Genomic DNA, 18,487 nt, shown 5'->3' with positions numbered 1-18,487 from the left:
CTGCAGGCGGTCGGCGAGCGTGGCGGGCAGCACCCGGCGCGCGGCCGCGGCGAAGGCGTCCGCCAGGTCAGCCGGCAGCTGGGGATCGTTGCGAAACACGGCCAAAGGGCCGGCGGGCCGCAGCACGGCGGCGGCCTTGACTGCGCCTGCGACCGGTTCCACCCAGTGCCAGCTCTGTCCTTCAATGACCGCATCGAACGTACGGCCGGCGGGGTCCCATGTCTCGAAGGTCGCCACCCCGACGACAAGCCCACATTGGCCCGCCCACTGGGCCATCCGCTCGTCGGGCTCGACGCCAAGCAAACGGAAGCCGGCCGCCTCGAACTGTCGGGCGGCGATCTCACGCCTCGTCGATGGTGGCTTGGACGAGTGTCGCCGCGATCCAGGCCATGACGTCGAGGGCGGTTTCCTGGTCTACGTGAGCGATGTCGGTGCTCCACACCACGGCATCTGCTCCGAAGAGCGGGACGAGGGCCACGGCCAGCCGCTCGCGTGCGGCCTGGGAGACGTGCCCGGGAAGGCCCTCGAGCAGTTCGGAGATCCATACGTCACGATTCGTCTGACCGCGGCGGGGAACGCGATTGGCACGCTCGGGCGCGAGCGAGAGTCGAAGGAGGGTCCGCAACTCGTGCTCGTGGTCGAACGCCCAGACGCCCATCCTGCGGACCAGCGTGGATGCCTGCTCGGGCAGGCCTGTCGGAGAGGTGTCGTCGTCCGGCGTGTCCGGTTCCGGTGGCTGCAAGCGCTGGCCGGCGTCCTCGACGAGTGGCATGGTCGCGTGCATGAGCACCGCGTCATTGTTGGGGAGGTACCGGTAGGCCGTGGCTCTCGAGACGCCGGCGAGCTCGGCGGCCGACTGGACGGTGAGTGGAGCCCCGGTCCGAAGGAGCTCGCGCGCCGCCTCGCTGAGCAGGCGTCGCGTGCGTTCGGTGGGGCTGGGGCGGGAGTGCTTCGGTTGAGATGTCATCGTTCCTCTGGGGTCGGCGGTCCGTTCCGGCCCCGCTGGGCCACGGCGAACTCGTATGACGCGCGCACAAGTCGCAGGATGACGTCGCGTTCCGCCGTGTCGCGCGGCGCGTACAGCATGACGACGGTGGGCGGCGCCTCGCCGGTGTGCCCCAGATAGTGCGGCTCGGCCCACCCCGCCCGCTGGGCGCTTGCCGCCAGCGATGCCGGGAGGGTCGTATGCAGGCTGAAGTCGCCGGCAGCGTGTGCGTGACAGAACTCCCGGTCGACCATGAACGCCTCGGGCGGCCCTGACTCGGAGTCGGCGGCAAGCACGAGGGCACGGGAGCCTTCGACGGCAATCTGGGACGGTTGTCGCCTCACGTGCGGCCACGTCGCCGCTTCAGCCAGGATCAAGTCCAGTTGCCGAGCGTCCTCTGGCTGCTGGTCGAGCTGGCTGTGCGGGATGCTCTCGGTGGTCTGCGGGGGTACTCCTGCGCGGGGTGGCAGGTCCAGCTCAGTGAGCATCTCAGGACGCCGACCAGAACAGCTCGACCGGGATGCCATCGGGGTCGGGGACGACCATGGCGGCGTGGGGCGGCTCGTCCTTGTCCTCAACCGGTCCGTGCGCGACGCCGAGCGTGTCCAGGTGCGTGGTCCAGGCATCGAGGTCCGAGCGGTCGTTGACCCGCAGGGCCACGTGATCGAGGCCCGTGCGGCGGGCGTCGAATCGCTCCCGGTCGGCCTGCGGGTGGTGGTCCAACCCGAGGAACAAGGACGTTCCGGGACGGGTCATGACCACGGTGTGGCCACCGCCGGCGGGATGGGGCTCGACGAACGCGCGGACCATACCGAGGACCCGGCTGTACCAGGCCTCGCTGGTCTCGATGTCGCGGACGGTCAGGCCGAGGTGATGGAATCCGACGACGGTGGGCATCGTGGTGGCTGGTGCGTCTGGGTGGGTCGTGAGTGTCATGGTGATTCTCCTGGTGGGAAGTCCGGCGGCGGTCGTCGCTCGCCGGACCGGATGATGAGCAGACGAGGTCACGGGCGGTAGGGGTCCGTGGCGTAGCGAGCCATGACCTCGAGCACCTCTGCCGGGACGAGGACGCCGTCCGGTCCGGGACGCAAGTCGGCCAGGTCGCGGAAGTAGCCGAGGTACCGCTCCGGGGTCACGCTGCACAAGACCGTGGCCGGCGCGTCCGGGTCGGCGTTGCCGAAGGTGTGTGGGTCACCGATCGGTGCGGTGACCAGGCCTCCGGCCCGGGCGAGCAGCTCCTCGGACCCGCTGGTGAATCTCACGGCACCGGATACGACGTAGAACGTCTCGTCGTGCGCCCGGTGGACGTGCTGGGGAGGTCCGGGCCAGCCGGGGCCGAGCACGCACTCGGCGATCCCGAACCGACCGTCGACGCCGTTGCCGTCCTCGAGGATTCGGAACTTGACCGGCCCGCTGGTGAAGGTCTCGCCCTCGTCTGGAGATGTGAGCCGCACGGTCATGGCTCCTCCTTTGTGATACTACGCGTCTCATAATGAGACTGTCAGTATCATCTTCGCTTGTGAACCCATTGTCAAGGGTTGTACCGAGCGGTAGGCCCCGTCATCACGGATCGTCGCGGTCCCTGGTCGCGTCCCAGACGGTATGCGTACCGACGTGGCGAAGCCCATGTCAGCGCCCCCGGGGCTGAACCGGCCCAGGTGCTCGACCTCACCCCCGGGCAAGGTGAGTGTCAGGTGCACCGGCGGCAACGGCTTCAAGGACTCATGACCGCCGGTGCCGTCGCAGGTGCTGGTGTACCAATGTCCGTACACCTTGAGCATGCGGCCGGGACTCACCGTTGGAGTGGGCGCCCCGTATTGCCCGCTTGCCGGCTGGTCGTAGTGACGTCCGGCAGAGTGGTGTACGGATCCCGGTGAGCGTGTCGCTGTTGAAGTAGGCGACGGCCATCGGGCGATCCTTCGAGTGAACTCTCACATCCGACTCGAAGAAGGACACCAACGATGACCGTCAGGTCCAGTATCGACCCTGCCCGTCTGCTCGAAGAACAGCTCGCCCAGGCCAGTCCCGATCTGCTGCGCGAGTTGCTGCAGACCTTCATCAATACCCTGCTGTCGGCCGAGGCCGACGCGGTATGCGGCGCCGAGTACGGCACCGTGTCCGACGAGCGGGTGAACCGCCGCAATGGCTACCGCCACCGCGATTTCGACACTCGCGCCGGGACCCTCGACGTCGCGGTCCCCAAGTTGCGGCAAGGCTCCTACTTCCCCGAGTGGCTGCTTGAGCGCCGCAAGCGAGCCGAGCGTGCACTGACCTCGGTGGTGGCGACCTGCTACCTCTTGGGCGTCTCGACCAGGCGGATGGACAAGCTGGTGGCCTCCTTGGGTATCACCAGCTTGTCCAAGTCGCAGGTGTCGGTGATGGCCAAGGACCTGGACGAACACGTCGAACAGTTCCGCACCCGCCGCCTGGAGGACGCCGGCCCGTTCACCTTCGTGGCCGCCGACGCCCTCGTGCTCAAGGTCCGCGAGGGTGGCCGCGTGGTGCCGGTGCACGCCCTGGTCGCCACCGGCGTCGACGCTGACGGACACCGCCAGATCCTGGGCATCCAGGTGACCACCAGCGAGGACGGCGCCGGCTGGCTGGCCTTCTTCCGGGACCTGACCGCCCGCGGCCTGTCCGGGGTCAAGCTGGTCACCAGCGACGCCCACCGTGGGCTCACGTCCGCGATCGCAGCGACCTTGCCCGGCGCCGCCTGGCAACGATCATCCGCGAACCCACTACGCGGCGAACCTGATGTCAGCGACCCCCAAGAGCAGCTGGGGGTGGGTCAAGGCGCTCCTGCACTCGGTCTACGACCAGCCCGACGCCGAGTCGGTCCACGCCCAGTTCGATCGCGTCGTCGACGCCCTGGCCGGGAAGTTACCGGCCGTCGCGGCCCACCTCGAAGAAGCCCGCACGGACATCCTCGCCTTCACTGCGTTCCCCAAAGAGATCTGGCGCCAGATCTGGTCGAACAACCCCAACGAACGGCTCAACAAGGAGATCCGTCGCCGCACCGACGTGGTCGGAATCTTCCCCGACAGGGCCTCCATCATCCGGCTCGTCGGAGCCGTGCTCGCCGAGCAGCACGACGAATGGGCCGAAGGCCGCCGATACCTCGGGCTCGACGTCCTCACAAAGTCACAAGCGGTCAACACCACCACCACCGAGGAAGGAACCAGCGAGCCAACCACCATCGCGGCCATCACGGCCTGAACTACAACGACGAAGGATCACCCGACGTACACCACCTCACCGGACTTGACCCTGGTCGTCCAAGTACGGACCGACGCACGACGCGCTCGAACCGCCCGAGCCGCTCGCACACGCGACAAGCGGGGGTAGAAAGAGCATCAACCACAGGAGTCGTCTCATACCAGAGAGCATGGCGCTGTTCTGAAGTGTCGGCGCGGGTGTCGGCGACAGCGCAAACCTACTGTGATCCAACCGTCAGCCAAGCTGGGGGGAGGCCTCCGGATCTCGGGCCGGGAAGGCCGCGTACCCCACCGGGACCCCGACCAGGCGCGCATCTCCTCCATGACCCAGGCGGCCAGTCCGGTTGGGCTGTCGGTGAGAGCGAACGCCAGCGAGCGGCACGCCCATGCAGCTCGACCCGGTACTGCGGAAACGAATTCAGTTCAGCCTCTTGTGCCCGCCAGTCGAACCCCTGGCGCCAGTAGTCGACCAGTTCCTGCAGATACGCCAGGTCCGCACCATGAGCCCACGGCTCAGTGTCGGGGACTCATCCTGCCACCGCGTTCTCGCCAGCCGACGCCACAGATCCTCAATGTCGCCATCGGGGACCACCAGCGAGAACCCCTGCCCGGACACCTCGCCATCGTATGGCGCAGAGCGTCACCAGCGCTCAGCAGAGTTGTGGCCGCAGAACATCGGCACCCCTGACCACTGGCAGCACGACACTTCGCGCATGTGAAGCCCCTGTCTGGCGCACGGAGCCGGTCGAGTGCAACTCACCTACCGTCGCAGCAGAAGTGCCCGAGAATCGGTCAGGATCAGCCGGACACCCACAGCCCGGTGTCGGGCCGTCGTTCCGGAAGCACCTGAACGAAGTACTCTTGGCCGTAGAGTTCCCGCATGAGGGAGTCCGGCAGCATTCCGCGCTGGAGGCAGAACTGGCTTCGGTAGGCGCACAACGCGTCGACCTTCGCCGTCACAAAGTCGGTGACGTCGATGCACGCAGTGGCGGTGGAGTCCTCGGCAGCGGCGACGGCCGAGCCCGGCTGCATGGGTCGGTCGACGGTGGCTTGGCCACGAGGAGCGAACTTCTGCGGCTCTGTGGTGCCGAGTACCAAGCAACTCAACGGTTCGGCGGCGACCACGTGTGCGCTCCGAAGACCGTGACTGGTCACGCCAAGTTCGCCGAAGAACTCTCCGGCCGTCAGGTGACGGAGGTGGTCGGTAGTGCCGCATTCGCGCTCTTGGAGCACGTCGGCCGCCCCGGACATGATCAAGAACAACTCACCGGAGGCCTCGCCCTGCTCGATGACGTAAGCCCCCTTGGGGTACCAACGAACCTCTGAATGGTCCTGGACGAACCGCATGGTGGATGTCTGCTCGGCAAGCAACAGGAGGGCATGCACGAAGTCCAACGAAGCCGGGCTGCCGACATGCTGATTCGTCAGCCAGTGGGCGAGGCGCTCCATCAACAGCACCCCGTGCTGCGGAAAGTAGCTGTGGTAAAGACGCAATGGGCGCGGGCCAGCCCCGTCACGCACGCACGCATCGGTGGTTGCGTAACTGATGGCCGTATGGTCCGGGTGGCCGTATCCGCCGTCAGGCCCGAACGTGACCACCACGTCGGGTCGGAACTCATCGATCAACGCTGCCACCTCGTCGACCAGCGTTGAGTGGCCAACACTCTCGAGGCGACCATCGTGGTGCTCCAGGAGGCGGACGTGCCGCACGCCCAGGAAGGAACACGCGGTACGGAGCTCCTGCCCGCGCACGTCAGCGATTGTTCGACGTGTTGCAACGCGGGCGTCGCGGATCTGTCCGGCCTCCCCGCGGGTGGCCGAGGCCACCATGATGTCCGCGCCGCAAGCGGCGTAGCGGGCGAAGGTGCCACCGGCACAGAACGTCTCATCATCTGGGTGCGCGAACACCCCGAGCATCCGCGGTGACCCACCGCCCGCTGCCTGCATGTCAGCGCCGTCCTCTCGACTCGGTTAAAGCTACTAGGGATCGGCCAACCGAGGACGTAGGTCGCATCACTGACTGAGCGCGGTTGCTCGCCGGCGTCGGAGGCCGAGCAGATACGGCATGCCGAGCCCGGCGGCTGCGGCGGTGCTCACCAGGCGTCCGCGCCAGGACAGAGCAGGGAGCGGTGGGAGGGAGCCGTCGAGGTCGTCGGCGTCGACGAAGTACGCGCGAACGGGACCTATCGACTCCAGTTCCGTCGAGATCTCGTGCACGGGGGCGGTCACCGCACTCTCGCCGGCCCGATAGAGCTCCTCGGACAGCAGGACGTACTCGGGGATATCGACCGGGTTCTTCAGCAGCCGGTGGACCAGGATGACCTCGATCCCGACCGGTTTGCTGCGCTGCCGGATGGTCTGCGTGGCGACCTCGCCGATGTGCGCCACGAATTTCAGTTTCAGGTCGCCCACCTCCTTGCAGCCGGCGCACGGGCACAGGTTGGCCTCCACGTAGGCACGCTCGAGGTGGAAGGCGCGGCGCATAGACGTGGCCGCCCGCAGGACCTCGGTCACCGCCGCATCGGCATCCAGGTTGGCGGCGTCGAGGGAAAGGAAGGCCGCGTCACCCTCGATCTCGATGAGGTCAAAGCCGGGGGCGGCGTCGATCACCTTCTCAAGCAGCCTCGCGGTGTTCACCTCGGCGTGCGCGAGGCTGAACCGGTGGGTGCGCATGTAGCTCGTGTAGCCACCCATGTCCGCGATGAGCAGCAGGGCACGCGCGGACGGCATGCCCCACGGTCCCACATGCACCGGGGAGCCTCAAGGTATCTCCGGCGACCGCCTCGGAGAGTTCTTCGGCGAGTAGCTCCCTGGCTGAGCGAGGTTCGCGAACAGAACGAACCGGATCGGCTCGTCATGTGGCGGCCCGACTGGTCGAGTCAGCACGGTGTGGCTGGGTGGTGCCGTTCGGCAACCCCGAGGCGGAGGTCGACGCATCCTCCACCTTCGGGACAGCCTGCCCCTGGCCCGGCCCGCGACGTCAGCCCGTCTCGGTAGGCCAAGTCGGCTGTTGACGAAGATGTCCTTGCCCAGGGTCAGGTTCTTGCCGAACTCGCTGTAGAAGGGTGGGAAGACGGTGACCGACTCATCGACCGGTTTGCCCGTGAGCCGACCCAGCAAGGCCCGCACCTCCTCGGGCGAGCGGTACTCGGTGTTGAGCTCTGCGACGGTCCGCAGTGCCTCCTGGGCGGCGTCGTGCATGAACCTGTGCTGCTCCGAGCCACCCACGATCACGCGCCCGGCTCACGTGCTCCAAGAAGTCCTGCACCTCCATCCTCCCGATCTTGCCACCCCATGGCGCAGGGCATCACGGCGGAGCCGATCCGGTAGTCCCCGCACGGCGGTGGTGGAACGGCGCGCGGCTTCCCCTATTGCAAGGCGACGGTCACCCATCCAGCACGCGGATATGCCGCGGCGCTGGGATGGGCCCAACTGGTGCGCTCGACAGATGGTGCTTCCGGTGGCGAGTCGTTCGAGATGGACCCCTTCGACCCGTTCCGCCCCGTGACGCATCCATGTGGCTTCTTCGGGTTCCTACCCACGCTCTTCGACGCGCCCTCCCGTGACGAGGTCACGGACACGGACTGGACAGCCCACAGCTTCCTCACCCGTCTCGGCAACGGCGACCGAACCGTCGGGGCATTGCACGGCTTTTCGTGGGGCTTCTCAATCCAGGATGGCGTCATCACGCCACGAGGTCCGGAGTTGATCGGGCCCCAAGACTGGGAGGCGCACCGCAAGACCCTGGGGGGTTAGTCCGTCCGGTCAACCCAGCTGATCACCGCCCACGCCGACGATCACCGATTGATGATCGATCAGCGAGGAGACCGCGCGGATCGATTGAACGAGCATTGCGGGCTCGACGACACCGAGCGCCGGCTGACGGTGGAGGGCTGCAGGCGGCGCTGCTCGTGCACCAGCGGACGTACAGCTCCACGTGCGCCCGCTCAGCCCGCATCGGGTCAAGCTGCTGCTGGACACACCACTCAGGAACGGCCCGCAGGTCGGCCCCGCACCCGCCAGCGCGTCGGATGGCTCGGTCTTCTGTTGCGATGGTGGTCGTTCGCCACCTTGGGCAGGTACTTCACAACTGTGGTGAAGACGTCTGCCGATCAAGTGGTCGTGAGTCGCGGCCCGTATCGAGCTCTGAGGCACCCCAGCTACACCGGCCTGCTCGCGGCTTTCCTCGGCTGTGGCCTGATGCTTGGCAACTGGGTCGGCTGTGGTGCCTCGTTCCTCCCGGGCGCGACTGGTCCCTTTCGTCTGGTGACAGATACAGCCGAGTGTCGAGCTGAAGCAGACCGCGTTCGGACGAGACATCCGCTCATCGGCAAATCCGGTCCTCCCGCAACAGGAACCCTCCACGGGAACAAGCAGGTCAGGGCCCCGTAGGCAATCGTGCCGCTTCGGCAGCCCCGGATGACACCCGCCGCTGACACTTCATCTGTGCAGGTCAGGGGCCTTTTCTGCAGGTCATGAAGCGGAGGGCGTGGGATTCGAACCCACGAGACGGTTGCCCGCCTAGCGGTTTTCAAGACCGCCGCACTAGGCCACTATGCGAGCCCTCCTGGCCACCGGAAGGACGAGACCGGTGAGCAGAGGCCACCGTATCGGCACCCCCACCGCAGCGGCCACCCGCACGGGCGCGACCCACTGCCCGCCGGCCCGGGGCGCCCCGGCGCCTCTGGGTTGAAGCAGCCGGGGCTCGGGTCGATGAACTCCCGGGTGCCCAGGACCCGTATTGCGTTGAGTGCCCCGATGACGCCGAACTGAAACGCTTGCCGCACCTCAGCGCCGACGATGTTGCCGGGGGTCCGGGTCCTCTCCGGTGAGGGCCACCATCTCCGCGACCTCGCGCAGTTTGCGCTGCGTGGCCTGTGAACCCTTCACAAGCAGCGCGAAGGCGTCGTCGCCGTCGATCCTGTAGCGCTCCATCAGAACGCCCTTGGCCTGTCCGATGATGTCCCTCGTCGTCAGGGCCGCGCGAAGCTCCGCCTCGGTCCGTGCCCCCACCATGGCCACTGCTGCGTGCGACGCCAGCAGCAGTCCCACACTCTCCGCCTCCTCGTCGAAGGCGGCCGCACGCCCCGAGTAGAGGTTGAGGGAGCCGGTGCTGTCTCCCTCGACGAAGAGCTTGATCGACAGGATCGACCGGACGCCCAGCTCCCCCGCGAGAGCCGAGAACTCCGGCCACCTCGTGTCCTGCGACAGGTCGTCGACCTTCACGATCTGCTGGTCGGGAGCAAGCGACTGGCACGGCCCCTCGCCCGTGGCGTACTGGATCGCGTCGAGCTTCTCGGCCATGGGGCCGGTCGCCACAGGTGTGCTGATCGCCCGCGGCGAGATCATCGTGATCCCTGCGTAGTCGGCGGCCGGCACGTCCAGCACCGCCGCCTGCACGAGGCTGCGCAACACCTCGTCGATGTGCTCCCGGGCGTGGAAGATCCGCGCGAGCTCCCGGAGCGTCCTGGTGACACCGTTCCGGTCGTCGTGGGCCTCCGACGAGCTGTGCGCCCCCTCACCGTCATCGACGGGCATCCACGCATCACCTCCGGTGGTCGCGACGCCAACGGCTGGCGGCACCACCTCACGTTACGCGATCGACGCGGCACACGAAGGCTTGTCAGAGGACCCGCGCAGTGGTTTCATCAGAAAGAACCACGGTCCAGCAGCGTCGGCCATTCCCTGTCCTCAGGACTCGCCATGCAGAGGTGTGCTGCTTCCCAGACCCGTACCGGCCCGACGATCTCCCCGCTCGTCCTGACCCACCCCGATCCCGCAGGGTCGGAGGCCGAGGACCTGCTCCAGCGGCTCCAGTCGGAGACGGACCCAGACGTCATACAGCGATTGCGCGACCGGATCGCGGTGCTCAACCTGGGGCTCGTCGAGTCGATCGCCTCTCGCTACCGAGGCCGAGGCCTGGAGTGGGAGGACCTGGTCCAGGTGGGCCGGCTCGCGCTGTGCAAGGCCGTGATCGGCTACCGGCCGGGGCGGGGGTCGAGCTTCAGCGCCTACGCCACCCCCACCATCGCGGGCGAGATCAAGCGCCACTTCCGCGACCATGCCTGGGGGGTGCGCCCGCCCCGTCGCCTGCAGGAGTTGCAACGCGAGATGCGGTCGTGCGAGGAGGAACTCGGCCAGGTGCTGGCACGGGAACCGAGCCGCAAGGAACTCGCCGAGGCCCTTCACGTCGGCGCCGACGCGGTCGACCAGGCCCACCTCGCCCAGCACCTGTCGGCCACCATCTCGCTGGATGCCCCGTCCACCCACAGCGCCACCCGTTCGCTGGCGGACCGCCTCCCGGCCGACGACGACGCCTTCGACCTGATCGACATGCGGGAGTCGTTGCGGCCGGCGATGAAACACCTCGACGTCCGCGAACGCAGGATCGTCTACCTGCGCTTCGTCGGCGGCTACACGCAGGAGCAGATCGGTCACGAGCTGGGGATCAGCCAGATGCAGGTGTCCCGGCTGTTGTCCACGATCCTCACCAAGCTGCGCGCGGACCTGACCAGCCCGGCCCGCGCGAGCTGACGAGCTGACCGGCGGGGCGGCAGCCGGATGCCTCGGAGTGCTTGACGCGCCGCATCATGGCAGGGTGAGGGTGGAAGCAAGATCCTCCGCACAGGAAGGAACAAGCCATGGGAAAGGTCTCTCTGCTGATCGGCTTCGGCGCGGGCTACGTGCTCGGCGCGAAGGCCGGCCGGGGCCGCTACGAACAGATCAAGAGCGGCACGAGCAAGGTGTGGCACAACCCACGGGTGCACACCACCGTCACCGACATGAGCAGCAAGGTGAAGGACAAGGCACCGGCCGCGGCCGGCTCGGCGTTCGACGCGGTCAAGTCACGCGTCGGCGGCGAGGACCTGCCAGCCGGGGCCCACCGCGGCACCGACGGACGGCTGCACGGCGACACGAGCGGCTACGGGCCAGGCGGCGACAGGCTGCCCTGACTCGACCCACCGTTGCTGGGTGAGGGCGTCATCCATGACGCCCTCACCCGGCAACTTCTCGGGGCGGCCTCAGATCCAGATGGCGGGATCCCGGAACATCAGCTCGTAGGGATCCTGCCCGGGATCGGGGAACCGCACCCGCGCCGGTATGCCGGTCGCCACCGCCCCCGCGGGGACGTCCCGGACCACGACCGCGTTCGCCCCGATCTGCGCGTCGTCACCGATCTCCACGGGACCGAGCACCCGGGCTCCGGCCCCGAGCGTCACCCGGTCACCGACCGTGGGATGCCGCTTGACCCGCCGCATGGAGCGGCCGCCCAGCGTGACCCCGTGGTACATCATCACGTCGTCACCGATCTCGGCGGTCTCCCCGATCACGACACCCATGCCGTGGTCGATGAAGAACCGCTTGCCGATCCTCGCCGCCGGGTGGATCTCCACACCGGTGACCGCCCGGGTGAGCTGGGACAGCAGCCGAGCGGGGAGCCGGCCACCCGGCAGCTGCCAGATGCGGTGCGCCACCCGGTGGGCCCACACCGCGTGCAGGCCGGAGGACGCGAGTGTCATCTCGAGCGGCGACTCCACCGCGGGGTCGCGCTCGACCGCGGCGTCGATGTCCTCCCGCAGCCCACGCACGGCCCGCCCGAGCCCGCCGAGGCGGGAACGGCGAGCGAGCGGGGCAGGAACGCGCAGCATCGTCGGCAACCGGTCAGCCCTGGTCGGCGAACAGGATGGTGGACAGGTAGCGCTCGCCGAAGTCCGGCAGGACGACGACGACCGTCTTGCCCGCGTTCTCCGGTCGGGCCGCGACCTGGGTGGCCGCCGCGAGCGCCGCGCCCGAGGAGATCCCGACGAACAGGCCCTCCTCGGCGGCCGCGCGACGGGCATACCGCACCGAGGCCTCCACGTCGACCGGAAGCACCTCGTCGTAGACGTTGCGGTCGAGGATCTCCGGGACGAAGTTGGCGCCGAGGCCCTGGATCTTGTGCGGCCCGGCGGGCTTGCCCGACAGGATGGCCGACTCGGCCGGCTCCACGGCAATGACCTTGACCTCGGGCTTGCGCTCCTTGAGCACCTGCCCGACCCCGGTGATGGTGCCGCCCGTGCCGATCCCGGCGACCAGCACGTCGACGTCGCCGTCGGTGTCGCTCCAGATCTCCTCGGCGGTCGTCTCCCGGTGGATCTTCACGTTGGCCGGGTTCGCAAACTGTCGCGCCAGCACCCCACCGCGCTCCTTGGCCACCTCCTCGGCCTTGGCGAGGGCACCCGACATACCCTCCGAGCCGGGCGTGAGGACCAGCTCCGCGCCGTACGCCTTGAGCAGGCCGCGGCGCTCCTGGCTCATCGTGTCCGGCATGGTCAGCACCACGGTGTAACCACGGGCCGCCCCCACCAGCGCGAGCGCGATGCCGGTGTTGCCACTGGTCGCCTCGACGATCGTGCCGCCCTCCTTCAGCTCGCCGGCGGCCTCGGCCGCGTCCACGATCGAGACGCCGATGCGGTCCTTGACGCTGCCGGCGGGGTTGAAGGACTCGAGCTTGGCCAGCACCGTCGCTCCGGCGCCGTCGGTGATCCGGTTGAGCCGGACCAGCGGTGTGTTGCCGACCGTGCTGGTGATGTCGTCGTGGATGGGCATGTACGAACCGCCTCGTGAGTCGTGTCGGAAAGGGCTGCTCACGGCAACCTTCGTCCCGTTATGTCTATTCCAAGTCCATGTTATGAAACTGCCTCCACGAGCTCGTATGCCGTCCGCGGCGCTCATCGTCGACGGCGCCACTGCGGGAGCCGCCGAGGGCGCGACGCTGCTCACACAGGGACTCCGGGGGGCGACTGCAGCGTGGTCGATCCGTAGACTCCGGCCCATGTCAGCCCTGCAGATCGTCGCCCTCGTCATCGGACTGGGCATCACCGTCGTCGCAGTAGCGCTCTTCGTCCAGACGATCGCGCAGTTCGTGGCGGTCTTCCGCGTGGGCCAGCCCGAGCCGGGACGCACCGACGATGCGGGGACCCGCGCCGTGACCCTGGTGCGGGAGTTCCTCGGGCACACCCGGATGGCGCGGCTGCCGCTGGTCGCGGCGGCGCACTGGTTCGTCATGGTGTCGTTCGGCCTGTTGATCTTCACCCTCGTGACGGCATACGGGCAGTTGTTCGACCCACACTTCGCGCTGCCGCTGCTCGGGCACTTCCTCGCCCTCGAGTGGGCGACCGAGGTCATCGCCTGGCTGTCCCTGATCGGCATCCTCGTGCTGATGACGATCCGCCAGGTCAAGCACCCTCGCAAGCTCGGGCAGAGCTCCCGCTTCTTCGGATCGACGTTCTGGCAGGCCTACTTCGTGGAGCTGGTCATCCTCGGCGTCGTCATCTGCATCCTGCTGCTGCGCGGGTTGGAGTACGCGCTCGCGCACGCGGGCGGCGAGGGCTTCGCCAGCGCGCTGCACTTCCCCCTGACCTTCTTCATCGGCAGGGCCTTCGGCGGGCTGAGCGTCGGCGCGGTCGAGGCGACCATCGTCGTCATCGCGACGATCAAGATCGTGATCTCGATGGTCTGGATGATCACCATCGCGAGGACCCCGACCATGGGGGTGGCGTGGCACCGTTTCCTGGCCTTCTTCAACATCTTCCTCAAGCGGCACGCCGACGGGCGGACCTCGCTGGCCGAGCTCCAGCCGATCAAGGTCGCCGGTGAGCCGGTCGACTTCGAGAACATCGAGGAACTGGACGAGGACGCAGCCCTCGGGGTGGGCAAGGTCGAGGACTTCACCTGGAAGGGGCTGCTGGACTTCACCACCTGCACCGAGTGCGGCCGCTGCCAGAGCCAGTGCCCGGCCTGGAACACCGAGAAGCCGCTGTCGCCCAAGCTGCTCGTCATGGCCCTGCGCGACAACGCCCACGCCAAGGCACCGTGGCTGCAGGCGACCGAGGAGACCCGCAGCCAGCTGACCAAGGACGGGGATGCGCTCGCCACGCTGTCCCAGCTGCCGCTGGTGGGCGAGACGGGGTATGACGTGTCGGCGCCGCTGGGTGCCTACAACCCTCTCGGAGAGGGCACGTCCGGAGCGGTCATCGACCCCGACGTGTTGTGGTCGTGCACCACCTGCGGCGCCTGCGTGGAGCAGTGCCCCGTCGACATCGAGCACGTCGACGCGATCGTCGACATGCGCCGCTACCAGGTGCTGATCGAGTCCGCCTTCCCGAGCGAGCTGGGCGGTCTGTTCAAGAACCTCGAGAACAAGCAGAACCCGTGGGGCATGTCCGCCCGGGCGCGGCTCGACTGGGCCAAGGACCTGCCCTTCGAGGTCAAGGTCGCGGGATCCGATGTCGAGAACCTCGACGAGGTGGACTACCTGTTCTGGGTCGGGTGCGCGGGCGCCTACGAGGACCGGGCCAAGAAGACCACCCGGGCGGTCGCCGAGCTGCTGCACACGGCGGGCGTCTCGTTCGCCGTGCTGGGTGACGGCGAGACCTGCACCGGCGACCCGGCCCGACGCGCCGGCAACGAGTTCCTCTTCCAGATGCTGGCGCAGCAGAACGTCGAGACCCTGAACGAGGTCGGCGCCACCAAGATCGTGGTGACCTGCGCCCACTGCTTCAACACCATCAAGAACGAGTACCCGCAGGTGGGCGGCAGGTACGAGGTGGTCCACCACACCCAACTGCTCAACCGGTTGGTGCGCGAGAAGAAGCTCGTGCCGATCAACCGGCCCTCCGAGGCCGACACCTCCGGCGCCGCCTCGACCGGGTCGATCGTCACCTACCACGACCCGTGCTACCTCGGCCGCCACAACGGGGTCTACTCGCCTCCCCGGGAGCTGATCGGCGCCCTCCCCGGCGTGGTGATGCGCGAGATGGAGCGCAGCCGCGAGAAGTCGTTCTGCTGCGGCGCCGGCGGCGCCCGCATGTGGATGGAGGAGAAGCTGGGCACCCGGATCAACAACAACCGCACCCAGGAGGCCCTCGACACGGGGGCCGAGCGGATCGCGATCGGCTGCCCCTTCTGCCGGGTCATGATGTCCGACGGCCTGACCGAGAAGCAGACCGGCGGGGCCTATGAGGACGTCGAGGTCGTCGACGTGGCCAACATGCTGCTCGCCGCGGTGCGCCGCGGCGGCGACACGGTGTCGGCGGACGCCAGGGAGTGAGGCGAGACCGTCGGACGGGGGGTAGGCCACGGCTCTCACCGGCGGGATCGGCTCGTCGAGGGGCGCGGCGCTGGTGAGCACACGGCATACCGGCGCGTCGTTAGGGTGGCAGGCATGACGCAGACGCTCGGAGATCTCGGGGCGGTCAAGTGCTGGGGCAGGGTCGTCGACGAGATGGCGTTCCGCTCGCCGTGCAGCGTCAAGAGCGCGCTCGGCGAGAACCCCAAACGGGTCTACGGCGACAAGAAGGTGCTGCCCTCCACCCGGCTCGGCGTGGCGGCCGTCATCCGCGACGCGTTCACCAGCGCCCAGGACTATGCCCGCAAGCGCGCGAAGAAGGGCTCCACCGAGGACTTCGACCCCACCCGTGAGGTCTTGGCGAAGGTCCTGTCGGGCGAGCTGCCCTGGTGCCAGCACTGCCACCGAGCCGACGACATCGCCACCGCGGTGCGGTTGTCCGAGGAGTTCGGCTACCGGCTGGTCGTCAACCACGGCACCGAGGCCCACCTCATCACGAGCTACCTCGCCGAACGCGACATCCCGGTGGTCATCGGGCCCCTGTTCACGTCACGGTCCAAGGTGGAGGTGCGGCGCCGCTCGCTCGCCAACCCCGGCAAGCTGCACGACGCCGGCGTCACCATCGCGATCACCACCGACCACCCCGTCGTCTCGATCGACTTCCTCGTCCACCAGGTGTCGCTCGCCGTCAAGGAGGGGCTCGACCGGGACGAGGCGCTACGCACCATCACGATCAACCCCGCGCGGATGCTCGGCCTCGACGACCGGGTCGGTTCGATCGAGAAGGGCAAGGATGCGGACCTCGTGGTCTGGTCGGGCGATCCGCTCGACGTCTTCTCGCGCGCCGAGAGGGTGTGGATCGAGGGACGCTCGGTCTACGCGTATGACGAGGCACACCACCGCGGGCAGGTCGCCGAAGCGTTCGAGTCCTGACCCGTGTCGGGCGCCGGGGACGACCCGCGGGACAGCACCCGTGGCCGGGACGAGCCGGGCAGTGGCGACGCATGGTCGTCCCTCGCCGATACCTTTGTGGACCAGGCCTATCCGTCCGTGAAGGGGCGGGTCCGCACCTTCGTGCTGCACCACCAGTTGACCGAACAGCTTCCCCCGCCCCCGGCCTCCGTGCTGGACGTGGGCGGCGGTGCCGGCAACCAGTCCGTCCCGCTGGCGCGGGAGGGTTACGACGTCACCCTGCTCGACCCGTCCCCGGCCATGCTGGCCAAGGCGAGGGAGCGCCTGGCGCGAGAGCCTGCGATGGTGCGTGGCCGGGTCCGGCTGGTGCAGGCGCGCGGTGAGGACGCCGTCGAGGCGACGGGCGGTCGGCGGTTCGACGCCGTGCTGTGCCACGGAGTGATGATGTATGTCGAGGATCCCGGCCCGCTGGTCGCTGCGTTGTGCGACTGCGTGGCCGCGGAGGGCCTGCTGTCCGTGATGGCCCTCAACGCGCGGACGCTGGCCATCCGCCCCGCCCTCGAACGCCGTTGGTCGGATGCCTTGTCGGCGTTCGAGGCGTCCGGTGAGCGCGGGGTCCTCGGTGTCGACACGCGAGCTGACACGGTGGAGGAGCTGTCGCAACGGCTGCGCTCCCACCAGGTCGAACCACTGGTCTGGTATGGCGTGTGGCTGTTCGCCGACTGGATGGCCCTGGACGCCGCGGACGCCGAGGAGGCGCGCGCCATCGCCGTCGTCGAGTTGGAGGCCAGCCGCCGCGACCCCTACCGCGGGATGAGCCGGGTCTTCCATCTGCTCGGTCGCAAGCGCGCGTCGCACGCCATCGGCTGAACGTCGCTGCCCGGACCTCGCCACCTCCCCCTCCGGCCGGCCTCCGGGCCGCTGCACCGGCGATGGCCACCTCACGGGCGTTCCTCTGACGGGTCACACTCCACAACCGAGCTCGCGATCGTCGCGGCGTCCACACCGGCCACGAGGGCCCTCCCGAGGGCTGCCGGCCCGGCCTACGTTGCCGTCATGTGGGGAGATCAGGAAGACGTTCGACAGGTGCGTCGCCACGCGTTGCGGTTGGCCGAGTCGTTGCGGGCGGATGCCACGTCGTTGTCCGCGGCGGGGCACGTGCAGTGGGACTCGACCGCCGCACACGCGTTCCGGGCGGTGCTTGCCGACGAAGTGCGGGTGACCCGAAACTGCGTTGAGGACCTGGAGCAGGCAGCAGGGTTGCTCGAGGCCCACGCGCGATCCGTCGACGAGCACCTCATGGTGCTGCGGCACCTGGCGGTGGGCTGATGACACAGGCCACGGCGGCGCCGGGAGCTGCACCGCTCGCGCGGCCGCGCCACCGGTTGATCAGCGAGTCCGAGTGGCGACGCTGGTGGCAGGCGATGCCGGCGCCCGGCCTCCCGGCCTGGGTGCGTCCGTTGCCGATTCACGGGACGGCACACGGTCGACCCCAGCCCGACGGGCCGGAGCGGGCGGTGCCGCCGGGCGCGGACGCGGTGACGGTGGGTCTGCTGGAGACGGTGGCGCAGGCCACCACGGCGCTGGAGCTGCGCACCTGCGCCGGCAGGCGGGGACTCCTCGGGGTCTTCGCCGTCGCCGAGGCAGAGGTCGTGGGCCTGCGGCGCGAGCTGCTCTCGGTCGACGGTGGAACCTCGCTGCGCGCGCTGCCCGGGCTGCGACTGTCCGGGCTGGGCGTGGACCGCCTGGTCGAGGCGGTCATGGGTCTGGTCCCACCCGACCACGAGGTCTCCGGTCGGTCGGCCGTGCGACTTCCGGTTGCCCGTGCCTTCGCGCTGGTCGACGCCGCTCGCTGCGACGCGACCGGTCTGCGGGAAGCGGCTGCGGCAGAGCTCGGCGAGGGCCAACCCCTCGGCGTCCTCAACTCCCTGGCCCGCGGCCTGCGCGGGACGCTGGACGTTCGGGTGAGCGACGTGGCGGAGCCGGGGTGTGCCTTCGCCTCGTGGTTGCTGAGCGAGGAGGGGTGGGTCTGGGTCTGGGCGCGGGGCACCGAGGTGGTCCACGTCCCGGTCAGTCGCTCCGCGATCCGGGCCCGCGTCCTCGCCGGGCTCACGGCACAGCTGGGCGGACGCCGTGGGGGCGGCGGTGGGTGACCTCGAGGTCCGTGGCGGCCGAGGGCAGCCGGGCACGGCATACAGTCTTGTGACGAACGTAAGCTAGTTGTAACGTTCGTCGGGTCCACCAGCTGCGGCACAGGCAGGAGAC

The 18,487-nt window shown here is 68.7% G+C and carries 20 protein-coding genes, 1 tRNA gene and 2 pseudogenes; 10 read left to right on the top strand and 13 right to left on the bottom strand.

Annotated features, from left to right (window positions below; genetic code table 11):
- The 5 genes from FRW57_RS06160 to FRW57_RS06140 all read right to left on the bottom strand — a co-directional run.
- Positions 1-339, bottom strand: a 339-nt coding sequence (locus tag FRW57_RS06160; protein ID WP_338055354.1) for a methyltransferase domain-containing protein, incomplete at its 3' end; no start/stop codon positions are given.
- Between the two features lies 1 nt (position 340).
- Complete coding sequence (locus FRW57_RS06155) at positions 341-967, bottom strand: TetR/AcrR family transcriptional regulator (protein WP_152185559.1); 627 nt, start codon at positions 965-967, stop codon at positions 341-343.
- Positions 964-1,473 (bottom strand): luciferase domain-containing protein, encoded by a 510-nt coding sequence (locus FRW57_RS06150; RefSeq protein ID WP_152185558.1) that lies wholly within the window; start codon positions 1,471-1,473, stop codon positions 964-966. The genes FRW57_RS06155 and FRW57_RS06150 overlap by 4 nt, the downstream gene beginning before the upstream one ends.
- Before the next feature lies 1 nt (position 1,474).
- On the bottom strand, positions 1,475-1,921 hold the full coding sequence (locus FRW57_RS06145; protein WP_137123370.1) for a VOC family protein: 447 nt from the start codon (positions 1,919-1,921) through the stop codon (positions 1,475-1,477).
- Between the two features lie 68 nt (positions 1,922-1,989).
- Positions 1,990-2,445, bottom strand: coding sequence for a cupin domain-containing protein (locus FRW57_RS06140; RefSeq protein WP_152185557.1), 456 nt, complete (start codon positions 2,443-2,445; stop codon positions 1,990-1,992).
- Between the two features lie 501 nt (positions 2,446-2,946).
- On the opposite strand from FRW57_RS06140, the pseudogene FRW57_RS06135 reads away from it, so the two are divergent.
- A pseudogene (locus FRW57_RS06135) lies at positions 2,947-4,201 on the top strand (IS256 family transposase).
- A 217-nt stretch (positions 4,202-4,418) separates the two neighbouring features.
- Here FRW57_RS06135 and FRW57_RS24990 read toward each other — a convergent pair.
- The 4 genes and pseudogenes from FRW57_RS24990 to FRW57_RS06115 form a co-directional block, all read right to left on the bottom strand.
- Positions 4,419-4,703, bottom strand: a pseudogene (locus FRW57_RS24990) (epoxide hydrolase N-terminal domain-containing protein); the annotation flags it as partial.
- Positions 4,704-4,998: 295 nt separating this feature from the next.
- Complete coding sequence (locus FRW57_RS06125; RefSeq protein WP_203230223.1) at positions 4,999-6,117, bottom strand: PIG-L family deacetylase; 1,119 nt, start codon at positions 6,115-6,117, stop codon at positions 4,999-5,001.
- 96 nt (positions 6,118-6,213) lie between these two features.
- Positions 6,214-6,930 (bottom strand): DUF2652 domain-containing protein, encoded by a 717-nt coding sequence (locus FRW57_RS06120; RefSeq protein ID WP_137123367.1) that lies wholly within the window; start codon positions 6,928-6,930, stop codon positions 6,214-6,216.
- A 30-nt stretch (positions 6,931-6,960) separates the two neighbouring features.
- Positions 6,961-7,401 (bottom strand): LbetaH domain-containing protein, encoded by a 441-nt coding sequence (locus FRW57_RS06115; RefSeq protein ID WP_137123366.1) that lies wholly within the window; start codon positions 7,399-7,401, stop codon positions 6,961-6,963.
- 234 nt (positions 7,402-7,635) lie between these two features.
- Between FRW57_RS06115 and FRW57_RS06110 the strand changes: the two genes are divergently transcribed.
- On the top strand, positions 7,636-7,956 hold the full coding sequence (locus tag FRW57_RS06110; RefSeq protein WP_137123365.1) for a hypothetical protein: 321 nt from the start codon (positions 7,636-7,638) through the stop codon (positions 7,954-7,956).
- Positions 7,957-8,007: 51 nt separating this feature from the next.
- Entirely contained in the window at positions 8,008-8,592 is a 585-nt protein-coding gene (locus FRW57_RS24345; protein ID WP_238999326.1) for a methyltransferase family protein, read from the top strand.
- A gap of 89 nt (positions 8,593-8,681) precedes the next feature.
- On the opposite strand, the gene FRW57_RS06100 is transcribed toward FRW57_RS24345, so the two are convergent.
- Together FRW57_RS06100 and FRW57_RS06095 are read right to left on the bottom strand one after the other, a co-directional pair.
- Positions 8,682-8,768 (bottom strand) — tRNA-Ser (locus FRW57_RS06100).
- Between the two features lie 220 nt (positions 8,769-8,988).
- A complete protein-coding gene (locus FRW57_RS06095) occupies positions 8,989-9,738 on the bottom strand; it encodes a GAF and ANTAR domain-containing protein (RefSeq protein WP_137121877.1) in 750 nt (249 codons plus the stop codon).
- 165 nt (positions 9,739-9,903) lie between these two features.
- Here FRW57_RS06095 and FRW57_RS06090 point away from each other — a divergent pair, with 165 nt between their 5' ends.
- Positions 9,904-10,734, top strand: a complete 831-nt coding sequence (locus FRW57_RS06090; RefSeq protein WP_152185556.1) for a sigma-70 family RNA polymerase sigma factor — start codon at positions 9,904-9,906, stop codon at positions 10,732-10,734.
- A 107-nt stretch (positions 10,735-10,841) separates the two neighbouring features.
- Positions 10,842-11,153, top strand: coding sequence for a hypothetical protein (locus FRW57_RS06085; RefSeq protein WP_137121879.1), 312 nt, complete (start codon positions 10,842-10,844; stop codon positions 11,151-11,153).
- 69 nt (positions 11,154-11,222) lie between these two features.
- On the opposite strand, the gene epsC is transcribed toward FRW57_RS06085, so the two are convergent.
- Both epsC and cysK read right to left on the bottom strand, forming a co-directional pair.
- Positions 11,223-11,849: a serine O-acetyltransferase EpsC gene (gene epsC / locus FRW57_RS06080; RefSeq protein ID WP_137121880.1), complete on the bottom strand. Its 627-nt coding sequence runs from the start codon at positions 11,847-11,849 to the stop codon at positions 11,223-11,225.
- Positions 11,850-11,862: 13 nt separating this feature from the next.
- Positions 11,863-12,789, bottom strand: coding sequence for a cysteine synthase A (cysK, locus tag FRW57_RS06075; protein WP_137121881.1), 927 nt, complete (start codon positions 12,787-12,789; stop codon positions 11,863-11,865).
- 226 nt (positions 12,790-13,015) lie between these two features.
- Here cysK and FRW57_RS06070 point away from each other — a divergent pair, with 226 nt between their 5' ends.
- From FRW57_RS06070 to FRW57_RS06050, 5 genes are all read left to right on the top strand, one after another.
- A complete protein-coding gene (locus FRW57_RS06070) occupies positions 13,016-15,292 on the top strand; it encodes a (Fe-S)-binding protein (RefSeq protein ID WP_137121882.1) in 2,277 nt (758 codons plus the stop codon).
- 114 nt (positions 15,293-15,406) lie between these two features.
- Positions 15,407-16,243: an amidohydrolase family protein gene (locus FRW57_RS06065; RefSeq protein WP_137121883.1), complete on the top strand. Its 837-nt coding sequence runs from the start codon at positions 15,407-15,409 to the stop codon at positions 16,241-16,243.
- A gap of 3 nt (positions 16,244-16,246) precedes the next feature.
- Entirely contained in the window at positions 16,247-17,092 is an 846-nt protein-coding gene (locus FRW57_RS06060) for a class I SAM-dependent methyltransferase (protein ID WP_137121884.1), read from the top strand.
- Positions 17,093-17,278: 186 nt separating this feature from the next.
- Complete coding sequence (locus FRW57_RS06055; protein ID WP_137121885.1) at positions 17,279-17,551, top strand: hypothetical protein; 273 nt, start codon at positions 17,279-17,281, stop codon at positions 17,549-17,551.
- A complete protein-coding gene (locus FRW57_RS06050; RefSeq protein WP_137121886.1) occupies positions 17,551-18,375 on the top strand; it encodes a hypothetical protein in 825 nt (274 codons plus the stop codon). Before FRW57_RS06055 ends, FRW57_RS06050 begins: the two co-directional genes overlap by 1 nt.
- Positions 18,376-18,487: the final 112 nt, after the last annotated feature.

Origin of the sequence: Segeticoccus rhizosphaerae, assembly GCF_009192725.1 — a bacterium.
Classification (GTDB): Bacteria; Actinomycetota; Actinomycetes; order Actinomycetales; family Dermatophilaceae; genus Segeticoccus; species Segeticoccus rhizosphaerae.
This window is presented reverse-complemented; position numbering and strand designations above follow the sequence as displayed.

Excerpts from the sequence above, each read along its gene's own strand:
- FRW57_RS06070 (WP_137121882.1), top strand. The coding sequence starts at position 13,016 with ATGTCAGCCCTGCAGATCGTCGCCCTCGTCATCGGACTGGGCATCACC.
- FRW57_RS06155 (WP_152185559.1), bottom strand. The coding sequence starts at position 967 with ATGACATCTCAACCGAAGCACTCCCGCCCCAGCCCCACCGAACGCACG.
- cysK (WP_137121881.1), bottom strand. The coding sequence starts at position 12,789 with ATGCCCATCCACGACGACATCACCAGCACGGTCGGCAACACACCGCTG.
- FRW57_RS06085 (WP_137121879.1), top strand. The coding sequence starts at position 10,842 with ATGGGAAAGGTCTCTCTGCTGATCGGCTTCGGCGCGGGCTACGTGCTC.
- epsC (WP_137121880.1), bottom strand. The coding sequence starts at position 11,849 with ATGCTGCGCGTTCCTGCCCCGCTCGCTCGCCGTTCCCGCCTCGGCGGG.
- FRW57_RS06120 (WP_137123367.1), bottom strand. The coding sequence starts at position 6,930 with ATGCCGTCCGCGCGTGCCCTGCTGCTCATCGCGGACATGGGTGGCTAC.
- FRW57_RS06095 (WP_137121877.1), bottom strand. The coding sequence starts at position 9,738 with ATGCCCGTCGATGACGGTGAGGGGGCGCACAGCTCGTCGGAGGCCCAC.
- FRW57_RS06115 (WP_137123366.1), bottom strand. The coding sequence starts at position 7,401 with ATGCACGACGCCGCCCAGGAGGCACTGCGGACCGTCGCAGAGCTCAAC.
- FRW57_RS06140 (WP_152185557.1), bottom strand. The coding sequence starts at position 2,445 with ATGACCGTGCGGCTCACATCTCCAGACGAGGGCGAGACCTTCACCAGC.
- FRW57_RS06065 (WP_137121883.1), top strand. The coding sequence starts at position 15,407 with ATGACGCAGACGCTCGGAGATCTCGGGGCGGTCAAGTGCTGGGGCAGG.
- FRW57_RS06050 (WP_137121886.1), top strand. The coding sequence starts at position 17,551 with ATGACACAGGCCACGGCGGCGCCGGGAGCTGCACCGCTCGCGCGGCCG.
- FRW57_RS06145 (WP_137123370.1), bottom strand. The coding sequence starts at position 1,921 with ATGACACTCACGACCCACCCAGACGCACCAGCCACCACGATGCCCACC.
- FRW57_RS06090 (WP_152185556.1), top strand. The coding sequence starts at position 9,904 with ATGCAGAGGTGTGCTGCTTCCCAGACCCGTACCGGCCCGACGATCTCC.
- FRW57_RS24345 (WP_238999326.1), top strand. The coding sequence starts at position 8,008 with ATGATCGATCAGCGAGGAGACCGCGCGGATCGATTGAACGAGCATTGC.
- FRW57_RS06055 (WP_137121885.1), top strand. The coding sequence starts at position 17,279 with ATGTGGGGAGATCAGGAAGACGTTCGACAGGTGCGTCGCCACGCGTTG.
- FRW57_RS06150 (WP_152185558.1), bottom strand. The coding sequence starts at position 1,473 with ATGCTCACTGAGCTGGACCTGCCACCCCGCGCAGGAGTACCCCCGCAG.
- FRW57_RS06125 (WP_203230223.1), bottom strand. The coding sequence starts at position 6,117 with ATGCTCGGGGTGTTCGCGCACCCAGATGATGAGACGTTCTGTGCCGGT.